Annotated in this window: 12 protein-coding genes; 11 read left to right on the top strand and 1 reads right to left on the bottom strand. The window is 67.3% G+C overall.

What is annotated here, in order from left to right; translation table 11 throughout:
- Positions 1–239: 239 nt before the first annotated feature.
- The 3 genes from dusA (at position 240) to AC5I49_RS03690 (ending at position 3,531) form a co-directional block, all read left to right on the top strand.
- Positions 240–1,250: a tRNA dihydrouridine(20/20a) synthase DusA gene (dusA, locus tag AC5I49_RS03700; protein WP_080650078.1), complete on the top strand. Its 1,011-nt coding sequence runs from the start codon at positions 240–242 to the stop codon at positions 1,248–1,250.
- 167 nt (positions 1,251–1,417) lie between these two features.
- The gene (locus AC5I49_RS03695) at positions 1,418–2,791 is read left to right on the top strand and encodes a polyhydroxyalkanoate depolymerase (RefSeq protein WP_016445947.1); all 1,374 of its coding nucleotides are present in this window, start codon (positions 1,418–1,420) and stop codon (positions 2,789–2,791) included.
- Positions 2,792–2,814: 23 nt separating this feature from the next.
- Positions 2,815–3,531: an RnfABCDGE type electron transport complex subunit B gene (locus AC5I49_RS03690; RefSeq protein WP_017405044.1), complete on the top strand. Its 717-nt coding sequence runs from the start codon at positions 2,815–2,817 to the stop codon at positions 3,529–3,531.
- A 36-nt stretch (positions 3,532–3,567) separates the two neighbouring features.
- Here AC5I49_RS03690 and AC5I49_RS03685 read toward each other — a convergent pair whose 3' ends face one another.
- A complete protein-coding gene (locus AC5I49_RS03685; protein ID WP_074922264.1) occupies positions 3,568–5,106 on the bottom strand; it encodes a methyl-accepting chemotaxis protein in 1,539 nt (512 codons plus the stop codon).
- Between the two features lie 188 nt (positions 5,107–5,294).
- Here AC5I49_RS03685 and dapC point away from each other — a divergent pair, with 188 nt between their 5' ends.
- The 8 genes from dapC (at position 5,295) to AC5I49_RS03645 (ending at position 14,979) form a co-directional block, all read left to right on the top strand.
- Positions 5,295–6,500 (top strand): succinyldiaminopimelate transaminase, encoded by a 1,206-nt coding sequence (dapC, locus tag AC5I49_RS03680; RefSeq protein ID WP_026062293.1) that lies wholly within the window; start codon positions 5,295–5,297, stop codon positions 6,498–6,500.
- Positions 6,501–6,551: 51 nt separating this feature from the next.
- Entirely contained in the window at positions 6,552–7,376 is an 825-nt protein-coding gene (gene dapD, locus AC5I49_RS03675; protein WP_012205450.1) for a 2,3,4,5-tetrahydropyridine-2,6-dicarboxylate N-succinyltransferase, read from the top strand.
- Between the two features lie 180 nt (positions 7,377–7,556).
- Positions 7,557–8,726, top strand: a complete 1,170-nt coding sequence (locus AC5I49_RS03670; RefSeq protein WP_016445943.1) for a PilT/PilU family type 4a pilus ATPase — start codon at positions 7,557–7,559, stop codon at positions 8,724–8,726.
- A gap of 85 nt (positions 8,727–8,811) precedes the next feature.
- A complete protein-coding gene (gene dapE, locus AC5I49_RS03665; RefSeq protein WP_016445942.1) occupies positions 8,812–9,972 on the top strand; it encodes a succinyl-diaminopimelate desuccinylase in 1,161 nt (386 codons plus the stop codon).
- A gap of 22 nt (positions 9,973–9,994) precedes the next feature.
- On the top strand, positions 9,995–10,972 hold the full coding sequence (gene prmB / locus AC5I49_RS03660) for a 50S ribosomal protein L3 N(5)-glutamine methyltransferase (protein WP_046238306.1): 978 nt from the start codon (positions 9,995–9,997) through the stop codon (positions 10,970–10,972).
- Position 10,973: 1 nt separating this feature from the next.
- Complete coding sequence (locus AC5I49_RS03655; RefSeq protein ID WP_495788847.1) at positions 10,974–11,981, top strand: LysR family transcriptional regulator; 1,008 nt, start codon at positions 10,974–10,976, stop codon at positions 11,979–11,981.
- Between the two features lie 180 nt (positions 11,982–12,161).
- A complete protein-coding gene (locus AC5I49_RS03650; RefSeq protein ID WP_209671210.1) occupies positions 12,162–13,754 on the top strand; it encodes a class I adenylate-forming enzyme family protein in 1,593 nt (530 codons plus the stop codon).
- 1 nt (position 13,755) lies between these two features.
- Positions 13,756–14,979, top strand: coding sequence for an acyl-CoA dehydrogenase family protein (locus AC5I49_RS03645; RefSeq protein WP_016453489.1), 1,224 nt, complete (start codon positions 13,756–13,758; stop codon positions 14,977–14,979).
- Positions 14,980–15,025: the final 46 nt, after the last annotated feature.

Raw genomic sequence — 15,025 nt, 5'->3', positions numbered from 1 at the left:
ACTTTCCGACGGTAGGCCTGGCTTTCGCGGTGGACAAACGTGCCGTTCTCCATCAGCCGGATCTGTGCGGTGCAGGCAAGCGGGCAAGCAAGCCATCCGTGCGCTTGCGTGAAGTGATGGTCCCATCTGTTTTGCGACAGGTGAAGGATGTGGCAAAGCCAGCGAGAAAATCAGCAAAAACGGGGTTGGATGGCGAAGAACCAGGCAACGACGCCAGAGCAAAAAACCCAATCAGATCAATGACAAACGTAGAAAATCAAGCATCTTCCAGCATGTGGCGCATGTCCGTGGCGCCCATGATGGACTGGACTGACAAGCACTGCCGCTACCTGCACCGACTGCTGAGCCGCCATACCCTGCTGTATACCGAGATGGTGACCACGGGCGCACTGCTGCACGGTGATGTGCCACGGCATCTGCGGTTCGAGGCCGAGGAGCATCCGGTGGCGTTGCAGCTCGGCGGCAGCGAGCCGTCGGATCTGGCGCAGGCTGCACGGTTGGGAGCGCAGTGGGGATATGACGAGATCAATCTGAACTGCGGCTGCCCCAGCGAGCGGGTGCAGCGCGGTGCATTTGGCGCCTGCCTGATGAATGAGGCGCCGCTGGTGGCCGATTGCGTGAAGGCCATGGTGGATGTGGTGGACGTGCCTGTCACGGTGAAGCACCGCATCGGCATCGACAAGGACGAGAGCTACGAATTCGTGCGCGACTTCGTGGGCACGGTGGCCGATGCGGGATGCCGCGTGTTCATCGTTCACGCACGCAATGCCTGGCTCAAAGGCTTGTCTCCCAAGGAAAACCGCGAGATCCCGCCGCTGCGCTACGAGATCGTGGCCCGGCTCAAGCAGGATTTTCCGCAGCTGACCATTGCCATCAATGGCGGCATCAAGGCCGACGCCACCGTGCAGGAGCTGCTGCAGCAGGTCGATGGCGTGATGGTGGGGCGTGAGGCCTATCACAACCCCTGGTGGCTGGCCTCGTGGGATGCGCTGTACTACGGCGATGCTGGCGTGGAGCACACGCGCGAGTCCATCGAGGAGCAGATGGTGGCCTACATGGAGCGAGAGGCGCGCACGCACGGCACGCACTGGTATTCGATAGCCCGCCATATGTTGGGGTTGCGCAACGGGCTGGCAGGTGCGCGGCGCTGGCGCCAGGTGTGGAGCAACCACCAGTTCAAGCAGTTGCCGCCTTCAGAGGTGATGCGGCTTGCGCGCACCAAACCGGCCGAAGCGGCGCTTGCCGCCTAGCGCGCCGCACTGCATTGCAGGAATGCCGGGGGCTGGGCGGCCGCCAGCTTACAACCATCAGTCAAGCTATCACTTAAGCGACAGCATTAGAGGGGTTTTACTACCAATTTTCTTAGCGTGCTGCTGATATATTGCACTGCAACAAATCCAAACAACCCCTTGTATCCATGCTCTATCAGCTCTACGAAATCCAGCGCGCCATGGTCGAGCCCTTTGCCGATTTCGCGCAGGCTGCAGCCAAGCTCTACAGCAACCCCCACTCGCTGCTGAGCCAGGGTCCGATGTCCCAGCGCATGGCCGCCGGGTTCGACCTGTTCTACCGCCTGGGCAAGGATTACGAAAAGCCCGAGTTCAACCTGCGCAGCGTCGATGTCGGCGGCGTGGACGTGACGATCCGCGAGCGGGTCGAAGTGGACAAGCCGTTTTGCGAGCTGCGCCGCTTCAAGCGCTTCTCCGACGACACCGAGACACTGCAGACCATGCTGAGCCAGCCCGTGGTGCTGATCGTCGCGCCGCTGTCGGGCCACTACGCCACGCTGCTGCGCGATACGGTGCAAAGCATGCTGGGCGACCACAAGGTCTACATCACCGACTGGAAGAACGCCCGCCTGGTGCCGCTGGCCGATGGCGAGTTCCACCTCGACGACTACGTGAACTATGTGCAGGAGTTCATCCGCTACCTGCAGGGCAAGTACGGCCAGTGCCATGTGGTCAGCGTCTGCCAGCCCACGGTGCCGGTGCTGGCGGCCGTGTCGCTGATGGCCAGCCGTGGCGAGACGCCTCCGCTGTCCATGACCATGATGGGCGGCCCCATCGATGCGCGCCGCTCGCCGACCTCGGTGAACAACCTGGCGCAGAACCGCAGCTTCGAGTGGTTCGAGAACAATGTGATCTACCGCGTGCCCGAAGGCTATCCGGGCGTGGGTCGCCGCGTCTACCCCGGCTTCCTGCAGTACTCGGGCTTCGTGGCCATGAACCCGGATCGCCACGCCAAGAGCCACTACGACTACTTCAAGGACCTGATCAAGGGTGACGACGCCAGCGCCGAGCACCACCGCAAGTTCTATGACGAGTACAACGCCGTGCTCGACATGGATGCCGACTACTACCTCGAGACCATCGCCACGGTGTTCCAGGACTACAAGCTGGTCCATGGCACCTGGGAAGTGCGTTCGCCCGAGGACAAGGTTGAACTGGTGCGCCCGCAGGACATCAAGGGCAGCGCCCTGCTGACCATCGAAGGCGAGCTGGACGACATCTCCGGCTCCGGCCAGACGCGGGCTGCGCACGATCTGTGCACGGGCATTGCCGCGGATCAGCGCAGGCACCTTGAAGTGCCGGGCGCGGGACACTATGGGATTTTCAGCGGCCGCCGCTGGCGAGAGATCGTCTATCCGCAGGTGCGCGAATTCATCAGCACCCACCAGCCCGAGAGCGCCACCGCCGCCAGCGCTGCAGGCCATGCCAGCAGCCTGAGCGATGACGCGCCAACGGCCGCCGAGCAGCCACGCAAGCGTGGCGCCAAGGTGCAGGCAGGCTGATTCCCGAGCAAGCCCGCCACGCCATGTCCTCCACCGCCATGCTCGCCCGCGACGATCTGGCAGCGCGCATAGACGCCGCGCTGCCGCAGACGCAGTGCACGCGTTGCGGCTTCCCTGACTGCGCCAGCTACGCCCAGGCCGTGGCCTCGGGCGAGGCTGGCATCAACCAGTGCCCACCGGGCGGCGCTGCGGGCGTGGAGCGGCTGGCCGCATTGACGGGTCGGCCCGTTGTTGCGCTGAGCGCCGAGCACGGCATGGAAGCCCCGCGCACCGTGGCGGTGATCGACGAGGCCTGGTGCATCGGTTGCACCCTGTGCATCAAGGCCTGCCCCACGGATGCCATCCTGGGGGCCAACAAGTTCATGCACACGGTGATCGCAGCCCACTGCACGGGATGCGAACTGTGCATTCCCGTGTGTCCGGTCGATTGCATCGAACTGCACAACGCCAGCGGCCCGGCCACAGGCTGGTCTGCCTGGAGCCCCCAGCAGGCCGAGCATGCGCGCCAGCGCTATGTGCTGCACCGCGAGCGTGAAGTGGAGCGCGAGCGTTTGAGTGCAAGCCGGGCACCGACGCCTCTTGCGCAGGCAGAGCAGGCAGCAGCCGACGACGCCAGCCCTCAAGCACCCTGCCCCGCACCTCCCGTGGCCGAGAGCAAGCAGGCCACCATCGCCGCCATCCTGGCCCGCGCACGTGCCCAGCGCGCGGGCGGCGGTCCATCGCCGAACGCGTGCCAGTGAAGCCCGCCAGGCGGCAGTCTGCCTTCCAGGCCAAGGCTAGGCCGCCAGCGCCAGACTCTTGTAGACGCCGCATCCCCAGTACAGCCCGCCATGCTTGCAGACGAAGGACATCTTGGTCTGTACCTGTTGCGTGGCAGGGTTTCTGAAGTCGTACTCCACCCAGCCTGGGCCGCGCTCGGCCTGGGCAATGATGTCGGCCAGCAGCTGCTCACCCCGCACGCCTGGCAGCTCCTGCACGCGCACGCCCACACGCGCAGGGTTGCCGCCAAAGGCGCGGTAGCTGCCGTCGGCGGCCAGGGCGAAAACGTACATATCGCGGTCATGGAAGGGCTGGCCGGGGTCGTTCACGGCGGCCAGCAGTGCCTCGGTGGCCACTCCGCGCCGCGCCAGGCCCAGGGCCGACTCGACCAGGGCCACGGCCTCCTCCGCCGTGCCCTGCTGCAGCCGAAAGCGCGACACCGCCCCTGACAGCATCTGCGCGCGCTGCTGCAGCGCGCGTGCCTGGTCCAGCGCGTGGCCCACCATCTGCGCGTTGTGCTGGGTGATCTCGTCGATCTGGTGCACGGCGCGGCTGATCTCGGCCAGGCCCGTGCTCTGGCTGCCGGTGGACTGCGACAGCTCTCCCATGTGCTCGGCCACCTGGCGAATGCCTTCGGTCACGCGCTCCATGCCTCGCCCGGCCGTGCGGATCAACTCGGTGCTGTGCTCCACCTGGGCCAGCGCATCGCCGATCAGGTGGCGGATCTCGCGCGCCGCCTCGGCCGAGCGGCCGGCCAGGGAGCGCACCTCGCTGGCCACCACGGCAAAGCCGCGGCCCTGCTCGCCCGCACGCGCCGCCTCCACGGCAGCGTTGAGCGCCAGGATGTTGGTCTGAAACGCAATGCCGTCGATCACACCAATGATCTCGCGCATGCGGCCGGCGCTGCTTTCAATGGTCTCCACCGACTCCACGGCGCGGCCCATGGCCACCACGCCTTCATCGGCCGCGCCGCGCACCGCGCTGGCCTGGTGGTGGACCACGCCCACCACGTCGGCGTTGTGCTGCACGGCGCTGCTGAGCTGCTCCACGCTGACCACGGTCTGGGCCAGGTTGGTGGCCTGCAGTTCGGTGCGATCGGACAGTGCCTGGTGCTCGTTCACCAGTTGTTGCCCGGCCTGCGCCACCAGGGCCGCATTGCTGCGCACATCGGCCACCATGCCCGACAGCGAGGTCACCATGCCGCCCAGCAAGGCCTTGGGCGTCTGGACGTCGCCTGCGCCCTCCTGGGAGGCCGCAGCCTCCACGGCCACGCGCTGGCTCAGGTCTCCCTGGGCGATGCCCTGCATGGCCTGCTGCAGCAATTCGCGCTCGCCGATCACCCGCGACCAGAGCCTGTGCATGCCGCCCAGCAGCAGCCCGGCCCACAGCAGCAAGGCTGCCCAAACCCAGGGCCCCAGGCCCAGCGAATCGGCCACCAACGCCAGCGCCGGCCCCGCCAATGCCCACACCGTGCATACGAGGAAGCCGGCACCTGGGCCGGATGTACGCTTACGATGCCTGCTTCCATCTTTTTCCATGCCAGCGCCTGCCTGCATAGCTGTCTGCCTCTCTTGTCATTGGTATCTGGAATTCACCGTTTGCGAGGCCCCGCCACACGAGTTGGCATGGCCCCAGTCGAGACCATGCCAGAATAGGTAACAGAATGCAAAAAAGCCAGCGTGCAGACCCGCAGTCCCCTGTGACAACGGCATGCCGAAAGCGCATCAATCCATAATGCGAGCCCATGAATCCCCTGCTCTCCCGACTCCAGCCCTACCCGTTTGAGCGTCTTCGCAAACTGTTCGCCGGGGTCCAGCCACCGGCGGGCGTGCGCCCCATCAGCCTTGGCATCGGAGAGCCCCGCCATGCCACGCCGCCCTTCATCGAACAGGCGCTGAGCGCCGACCTGGGCGGCCTGGCCAAGTACCCGGCCACAGCCGGCGAGCCCGCGCTGCGCGAAGCCTGCGCCCAGTGGGCGCGCCAGCGCTACGGCATTGCGCTGGACGCCGCCGCCCAGGTGCTGCCGGTCAACGGCTCGCGCGAGGCCCTGTTTTCCTTCACCCAGGTCGTGGTGGACGCCAGCCAGGACGGCGCGCGCGTGATCTGCCCCAACCCGTTCTATCAGATCTACGAAGGCGCCACCCTGCTGGCCGGCGCCCAGCCGTACTACGCTCCCAGCGATGCCGCGCGCAATTTCGCGGTGGACTGGGACAGCGTTCCCGCCGACGTGTGGGAAAAGACCCAGCTGATCTTCGTGTGCTCTCCCGGCAACCCCACAGGCGCGGTGATGCCGCTGGCCGAATGGGAAAAGCTGTTTGCGCTGTCCGACCGCCATGGCTTCGTGATTGCCAGCGACGAGTGCTATAGCGAGATCTACTTCGACGGCACGCCTCCACTGGGCGGACTGGAAGCCGCGCAGCGCCTGGGCCGCACGGACTACAAGAACCTGCTGATGTTCACCAGCCTGTCCAAGCGCAGCAATGTGCCTGGCCTGCGCAGCGGTTTCGTGGCGGGCGATGCGGCCCTGATCAAGGCCTTTTTGCTGTACCGCACCTACCACGGCGGCGCCATGAGCCCCGTGGTGCAGACGGCCAGCATCGCGGCCTGGGCCGACGAGGCCCATGTCGAGGAAAACCGCCGCCTGTACCGCGAAAAGTTCAACCAGGTCACCCCCGTGCTGGCGCGCGTGATGGATGTGCGCCTGCCCGATGCCAGCTTCTACCTGTGGGCCGGCATTCCCGAATCGCTGGGCCTGGACGACGCCGACTTTGCACGCGAGCTGTATGCCGCCACCGGCGTGACCGTGCTGCCCGGCAGCTACCTGGCGCGCGAGGCCAATGGCCGCAATCCGGGCGCCGGGCGCGTGCGCATGGCCCTGGTGGCCGAGACCGCCGAATGCCTGGAGGCGGCCCAGCGCATTGCACAATTCATAGAATCACGCCAGCGCTGAGCCACGCCTGGCCACCCCTTTCCTCACAAACCCTTTGATCACCAAAGCCATATGACGCAACAGCTGCAATCCATCATCGACACCGCCTGGGACAACCGTGCCAGCCTCTCCCCCGCTGCCGCGCCCAAGGAAGTGACCGAGGCCGTGGACCACGTGATCGAAGCCCTGAACAACGGCCAGCTGCGCGTGGCCACGCGCGAAGGCGTGGGCCAGTGGACCGTGCACCAGTGGATCAAGAAGGCCGTGCTGCTGTCCTTCCGCCTCAAGGACAACGTGCTGATGCAGTCCGGCGACCTGAACTTCTTCGACAAGGTGCCCACCAAGTTCGCCGGCATGACCGAGGCCGAGATCGCCGCCACCGGCGTGCGCGTCGTGCCTCCGGCCGTGGCCCGCCGTGGCAGCTTCGTGGCCAAGGGCGCCATCCTGATGCCCTCCTACGTGAACATCGGCGCCTACGTGGACGAAGGCACCATGGTCGACACCTGGGCCACCGTGGGCTCCTGCGCCCAGGTCGGCAAGAACGTGCACCTGTCCGGCGGCGTGGGCCTGGGCGGCGTGCTGGAGCCGCTGCAGGCCAACCCGACCATCATCGAGGACAACTGCTTCATCGGCGCGCGTTCCGAAATCGTCGAAGGCGTGATCGTGGAAGAGAACTCGGTGATCTCCATGGGCGTGTACATTGGCCAGTCCACTCCCATCTATGACCGTGCGACCGGCGAGACCAGCTACGGCCGCGTGCCCGCCGGCTCGGTGGTGGTGTCGGGCAACCTGCCCAAGGACAACGGCCGCTACAGCATGTACGCCGCCATCATCGTCAAGAAGGTCGATGCCAAGACACGCTCCACCACGAGCCTGAACGACCTGCTGCGCGATTGACCTGCATCCGGACCGCGCCAAAGGCGTGGTTGCGGCGCCAAAACATCCCCTGTTCAGGGGATGGACCAAGGCATACTCTCGAGGGCGTCCCCGGCCACCAGGCAGCGGACGCCCGTTTCACGTCAAAAGCGCGTGACAACGATCCAAGAACAGCGACAGCACACGAATTTGGGGGAACACATGGGCACGATGGAGAGGATTTTGCGCCTGATGGGCGAGAAGCAGGCGTCCGACGTCTACCTGGCGGTCAACGCGCCGGCGCTGATCAAGATCAACGGCGAATGCGTCCCCATCAACAACCAGCTGCTGCCGCCCGATGCGCCGCGCAGCCTGCTGGCCGAGATCGTGCCGGCCGAGCGCCTGCAGGAGCTGGACGAGACGGGCGAGCTCAACATGGGCGTGCCGCTGCGCGGCGTGGGGCGTTTCCGCGTCAGCGCCATGCACCAGCGCGGCAGCTGCGCCGTGGTGATCCGCTTCATCGCCCAGCACATCCCGCCCATGGACACGCTGAACCTGCCGCCCGTGCTGGGCGAGCTGATCATGCAAAAGCGCGGCCTGCTGCTGGTCGTGGGCTCCACGGGCTCGGGCAAGAGCACGACGCTGGCCTCGATGATCGACGCGCGCAATGAAAAGCTCACGGGCCACATCCTCACCATCGAGGACCCCATCGAATACCAGTTCCGCAACAAGCGCTCCATCGTCAACCAGCGCGAAGTGGGATCCGACACGGCATCGCTGCAGGTTGCGCTCAAGAATGCGCTGCGCCAGGCGCCCGACGTGATCCTGATCGGCGAGATCCGCGACCGCGAGACCATGTCCTCGGCCATGGGCTTTGCGCAGTCGGGCCATTTGTGCCTTGCCACGCTGCACGCCAACAACAGCTACCACGCGCTCAACCGCATCCTGTCCTTCTTCCCCGAGGAAATCCGGCCGACCATGCTGGGCGAGCTGTCGGCAGCGCTCAAGGGCGTGATCTCCCAGCGCCTGGTGCGCACCGTGGATGGCGGCCGCATGCCGGCCGTCGAGGTGATGCTCAACACCAAGCTGATCGCCGACCTGATCGAGCGCGGCAACTTCTCGGGCGTCAAGGAGGCCATGGAGAAATCCATGGCCGAAGGCTCGCAGACCTTTGAAGAGGCGCTGGCCCAGCTGATCCGCTCGGGCCGCATCGACCGCGCCGAGGGACTGGCCTTTGCCGACTCGCCCACCAACCTGATGTGGCGCCTGGAAAACGACGTGGTCAAGGCCGGCCATGCCGCGCCGTCCAGCCAGTTCGCCGAACTGGCCACGCCCGGTGAGGACGACATGCCCTCGTTCACCGAAATCATGCTGGAAGTCAAGCCGAACTGAACGGCCGGGCCTGCAGCGTTCACAATGTCGGAGCACGCTGGCGCCAGCCAGCCCTCCGACTTTTTTGTTTTTTGACCTTCCCACCATGTCCCGCACCTTGCAACTGACCGAGCAGCTGATCAGCCTGCCATCCGTGACCCCGGAAGACGCCGGCTGCCTTGAACTCCTGGCCGATGCCCTGCTGCCCATGGGCTTTGCCTGCGAGCGCATCGACAGCGGCCCCGACAGCTTTCGCGTGCGCAATCTCTGGGCCAGGCGCTCCGGCGCAGGCACCGACCGGCCCGTGCTGGTCTTTGCCGGCCATACCGACGTGGTGCCCACCGGCCCCCTGGAGCAGTGGAGCAGCCCGCCCTTCGTGCCCACGCACCGCGACGGCAAGCTATACGGCCGCGGCGCCAGCGACATGAAGACCTCCATCGCCGCCTTTGTCGTGGCACTGGAGGAGTTCCTGGCCGAGACGCCAACTCCCTCCTTCGACATTGCCCTGCTGCTGACCAGCGACGAGGAAGGCCCTTCGGTGGACGGCACCAAGGTCGTGGTCGAGCTGCTGCGCGAGCGCGGCGAGCGCCTGGACTGGTGCATCGTGGGCGAGCCCACCTCCGTGGACCGCACGGGCGACATGATCAAGAACGGCCGCCGGGGCACCATGAGCGGACGCCTCACCGTCAAGGGCATCCAGGGCCACATCGCCTACCCGCAGCTGGCGCGCAACCCCATCCACCAGGCCCTGCCGGCCCTGGCCGAACTGGCCGCCACGCGCTGGGACGAGGGCAACGCCTTCTTCCCGCCCACCAGCTGGCAGATCAGCAACATGCATGGCGGCACGGGCGCATCCAACGTCATCCCCGGCCATGTGACCATCGACTTCAACTTCCGTTTCTGCACCGAGTCCACGGCCGAATCGCTGCAGCAGCGCGTGCACGCCGTGCTGGACCGCCATGGACTGGAGTACGAGCTGGCCTGGACCATCGGCGGCCAGCCCTTCCTGACCACGCCGGGCACGCTGGTGAATGCCGTGCAGGCGGCCATCCGCGCCGAGACCGGCCTGGAGACCGAGCTGTCCACCACGGGCGGCACCAGCGACGGCCGCTTCATCGCCCAGATCTGCAGCCAGGTCGTGGAAGTGGGCCCGCCCAACGCCAGCATCCACAAGATCGACGAGCACATCGTGGTGGCTGACATCGAGCCCCTCAAGAACATTTACCGCCGCACGCTCCAGGAGCTGCAGCGCCAGCAGGCCGCCTGAACGCGCGCCCAAGGAGCCGACGATGACATCCGCCCCCACCCCTGCCAATATTCCCGCCATCTCGGGCAGCACCATCGCCGACCTCGTGGCCTCGGGCGCCGCGGCGCTCACGGCGGCCGGCGTGGCCTTTGGCCACGGCACGGCCACGGCCGAAGACGAATCGGCCTGGCTCACGCTCTGGAAGCTGGGCCTGCCACTGGACAGCGAACTGGCGCCGGGCGCGCCCGAGTCCCTGGCCAGCCAGCCGGTGAGCGCCGAGCAGCAGGCCGAAGTGGCCGAGCTGTTCGCCGAGCGCATCCGAACGCGCAAGCCCGCCGCCTACCTCACGCGCGAGGCCTGGCTGCAGGGCGTGCCCTTCTACGTGGACGAGCGCGCCATCGTGCCGCGCAGCTTCATTGCCGAACTGCTGGCCGACGGCAGCATCGACGGCTGGCTGTCCGACCGCACGCGCCGCGTGCTGGACCTGTGCACCGGCAACGGCAGCCTGGCCTGCCTGGCGGCCATGGCCTGGCCCGAGGTCGAGGTCACGGGCGCCGACATCTCGGCCGACGCGCTGGCCGTGGCGCGCATCAACGTGGACCGCCATGAACTCGCCGAGCGCGTGCAACTGCTGGAGAGCGACGGCCTGGCCGCCCTGCCCGGCCCCTGGGACCTGGTGCTGTGCAACCCGCCCTATGTGAACGCCGACAGCATGTCGCGCCTGCCTGCCGAATACCAGGCCGAGCCCGAGCTGGCGCTGGCCGGCGGCGCCGACGGCATGGACTTCATCCGCCGCCTGCTGCAGGACCTGCCCTCGCGCCTGGCCAAGGAAGGCGTGGTCGTGCTGGAGATCGGCAATGAAAAGGACTTCTTCGAAGCCGCCTTCCCCGACCTGCCCGTGTTCTGGCTGGACACCAGCTCGGGCGACGAGCAGGTGCTGCTGATCACCCAGGAGGCACTGCGCGCCTGGACCGAAGGCGATATCGAGGCCCTGCGCCCGCAATACCGCCCCCTGGGCTGAGATGGACCTGCGGGCGCTGCGCTACTTCATCGCCGTGCTGGAGGCTGGCAGCCTCTCGCGCGCCGCGCACTCGCTGTACGTGGCCCAGCCCGCGCTCACGGCGCAGATCAAGAAGCTGGAAGGCGAGCTGGGTGCGCAACTGCTGGAGCGCAGCCACGCCGGCGTGACCCCCACCCCGGCCGGCGCGCAGCTGTACGAGGATGCCCGCCGCCTGCTGTCCGACGCCGATGCCATGCGCGAGCGCATACAGCGCCTGCCCCAAGGCCCCGAAGGCTCGGTCACCATCGCCCTGCCCTTTTTGCTGACCAGCCTGCTGGCAGGCCCCCTGATTGCCAGCCTGCGCCACAGCCACCCGCGCATACGCATCTTCGTGCTCGACGACCTGAGCCTGATGGTGCAAAAGGCCATGCTGGACCGGCGCGCCGACCTGGCCGTTCTTGTGGACACGGCCAGCCTGCATGACCTGCAGGTGCAGCCCATGGCCGAGGAATCCATCTACGTCTGCGGCCAGGATGGCGATGGCAGCGTGGCCCCGCTGCTGCGCCCGGCGCCGGACGGCGGCCTGCCGCACATGGACTTTGCCCATGCCTGCCAGCTGCCGCTGGTGCTGCAGTCGCGCCGCTTTTCCATCCGCCAGACCGTGGAGGCCGCCGCCGATGCGCGGGAGCTGCGGTTGAACATCGTCCACGAACACGATTCCGCCCGCGTCATCCGCTCGCTCTACCACTGCGGCGCGGGCTTCACCTTCACGCCCGCCTGCTCGCTGAGCGATGCGCCCGCCTGGCTGCGCGAGGGCGCCAAGGCGGCGCCCACGGGCCTCCAGCCCGGCTGGATCGTGGCCCAGGTCGCGGCGCCCGCGCTGCTGCGCCGCTACTTCCTGGCCGTGCAGGCCAACCGCGGCGGAGACCCGGCACTGCAGGTGGTCCGGCAGGCACTGCTGGACCAGGCCCGGCAACTGATCACGGCGGGCCTCTGGCAGGCGCGCTGGCAGCACCCGCAGCAGATGTGATGCAGCAGCCCAGCGTAGTGCGGCAGCCCGATGGTCATCAGCAAAAACGGCAAGGGTTGGTCTGGACATCAATTTTTCTGATGCAACTGAATCACTAATCGGTATTTCCCCGGCCCGGTCCTCTTCTGCAACAGTGCATGGCACGCCGCGCAAAACGCGCGGCTTCAGCCAAGGAATGCCATGCACGAGACATCCCGGCCCACCGCAGGCCACCCCCATTCCCTCCCCATACCCAATGTCGGCGAACTCGTCGCACGCAGCTGCAGGGCCCATGCCGAGCAACCTGCGGTGACCAGCGCCACACGCAGCATCAGCTACGCAGAGCTTGAGCAGCGCTCCAACCGCCTGGCGAACGCCCTGCTTGCCCAGGGGCTGGCCCGCGGCGACCGCGTGGGCATCTACCTGCCCAATTGCGTGGAAATCGTGGAGATCGAGATCGCCTGCTACAAGGCCGGGCTCATCAAGGCGCCCTTCAACGCACGCCTGTCTCCACGCGAAGTAGGCGATATCGCGGCCAACAGCGATGCTTCCATCATCGTGACCACGGCCGCGCGCGCCGAGGCCTTCAAGCCGCACCTGCAGTCTGCCGACGTGCGCCTGCTGCTGCTGGACGGCCCTGCCGACAGCAACTACGAAGCGCTGCTCGCCCGCGCCAGCGACCGCTTCCAGCCCGTGGACGTGCACGAGCACGAGGTGGCCGTGCTGCACTACACCTCGGGCTCGTCGGGCGTGCTCAAGGCCGCCATGCAGACCTTCGGCAACCGCCTGGCCCAGCTGCGCAAGTTCCTGATGCGCGGCGAGGGCATGCAGGCCGGCCATGTGCTGGGACTGGTGGGGCCGGTCACCCACGCCTCGGGCATGCAGATGGTGCCGGCGCTGTGCACGGGCGCCACCATCCACCTGTTCTCGGGCTTCGAGCCGGGCGCCTTCATGGCCGAGATGCAGGCGCGGCGCGTCACCCATACCTTCATGGTGCCCACCATGATCAACATGCTGCTGGCCGAGATCGGCGGCCGCTACCGCCCGCTGCCCGACCTGCAACGCCTGGGCTACGGCGCAGCGCCCATGGCGCCCGCGCGCATCCTGCAGGCCATGGACGTGTTCGGCCCCATCCTGTCCCAGGGCTACGGCGCGGGCGAGACCACCTCCGGCGTCTGCGGCCTGACGGTGCAGGACCACCTGCAGGCACGCGCGTCGCGGCCCGAGCGGCTGGCATCCTGCGGCCGGCCCTTTCTGGAATCCCTGGTGGAGGTGGTGGACGACGAAGGCCGCCGCGTGCCCGAGGGCGAGATCGGCGAGATCGTGGTCAGCGGCGCCGATGTCTTCGCAGGCTACTGGCGCGCGCCCGAGCTGACGGCCGAGGTGCTCAAAAACGGCCGCTACCACACGGGCGACCTGGCCCGCATGGACGAGCAGGGCTTTGTCTACATCGTGGACCGCAAGAAGGACATGGTCATCAGCGGCGGCTTCAACGTCTATCCGTCCGAGGTGGAGTCCGTGCTCTACGAACACGCCTCGGTGGCCGATGCCTGCGTGTTCGCCATCCCCGACGACAAATGGGGCGAGGCCGTGGCCGCCCACATCGTGCTCAAGCCCGGCCTGGCCGGCGACAGTGCCGCGCTGGACCGCTTCTGCGCCGAGCGCCTGGGCGGCTTCAAGCGCCCGCGCCACATCGAATTCGTGCAGCAACTGCCCAAGAACCCCAACGGCAAGGTCATGCGCCGCGCCGTGCAGGCGCCCTACTGGGCCAACCACGCCCGCAAGGTGAACTGAGATGAACGCCAAAGACACACTCCCCACCGCCAACGCTGCCCTGCTGGAAATGCCCTTTGAAGGCTCCGAGCGCGCAGCCGGCCTGATCGACGCGCTCAACGCCTTCATCCACGGCGAACTGGCCGACCTCGCCCGCGCGCATGGTGTGGACCATGAAAACAGCGCCTCCACCGATTTGCTGCGCCAGGTCTGGAAGCTGTCGCATGCGCGCGGCTTCTACGGCATGACCCTGCCCGAGGCCATGGGCGGCGCCGGCCTGTCCGTGCTCGACCAGGTGCTGGTCAAGGAGGCCATCTACGCCACGGGATCGCCCTTCGCGCCCCATGTGCTGGGCGAACTCAGCGGCCCGCCGCGCATAGGCGCGCTGATCCGCAAGGCCACGCCCTTGCAGATGGAGCAGTTCATCCTGCCCGTGGCACGCGCCGAAAAGTCCATCTGCTTTGCGCTGACCGAGGCGGCGGCCGGCTCGGACGCGGGCGCGCTGGAGACGCGCGCCGTGCTGGAAGGCGACCATTACGTGCTCCACGGCCGCAAGCGCTTCATCTCGGGCTCGCCGTTTGCCGACTTCGCCGTGCTCATGGCCTCGACCGCGCCCGAGGGCAGCCCGCAGCGCGAGATCAGCGCCTTCTTCGTGGACCTGCATGCACCGGGTGTGCAGGTGGTCAGCGGCTACAAGACCATGGCCGGTCAATCGAGCACGGGAGACATCGTGCTCGACGGCTGCCGCGTGCCCGCGGCCCAGTTGATCGGCGAGCCGGGCCGGGGCCTGGCCCTGGCGCTGGGCCGCATCACCGTCAACCGCCTGCTGCACTGCCCGGCCATGCTGGGGCTGGCGCAGGTGGCGCTGCGCGATGCGCGCGACTATGCGCTGGGGCGCCAGCAATTCGGCCGCAGCATTGCCCAGTTCCAGTCCATACAGCACATGCTGGCCGACATGGCCACCGAATGGATGGCCGCGCGCGCGCTGATGGTGCAGACGGCCCGCGCCATCGACGCCGGCATCGACGCGCGCGCCCAGGCCTCGATGAGCAAGCTGTTCTGCTCGGAGACGGCGTTTCGCATCGCCGACCGCGCCGTGCAGATCCATGGCGGCGAAGGCATCGTCCAGGGCCGGCGCGTGGAATTCCTGTTCCGCATGCTGCGCATGTACCGCGTGCTCACGGGCACCAGCGAGATACAGCGCAACACCATCGCCAAGGAACTGCTGGAGCGGGCCGGCGCCTGAGGCTGACCGCCAGCCCCAGCACTCCCCCAGCAAACAGAAAAGACAA

Source organism: Delftia sp., from assembly GCF_059499305.1.
The sequence above is the reverse complement of the archived record's forward strand: the minus strand, read 5'-3'. Positions and strand labels throughout refer to the sequence as shown.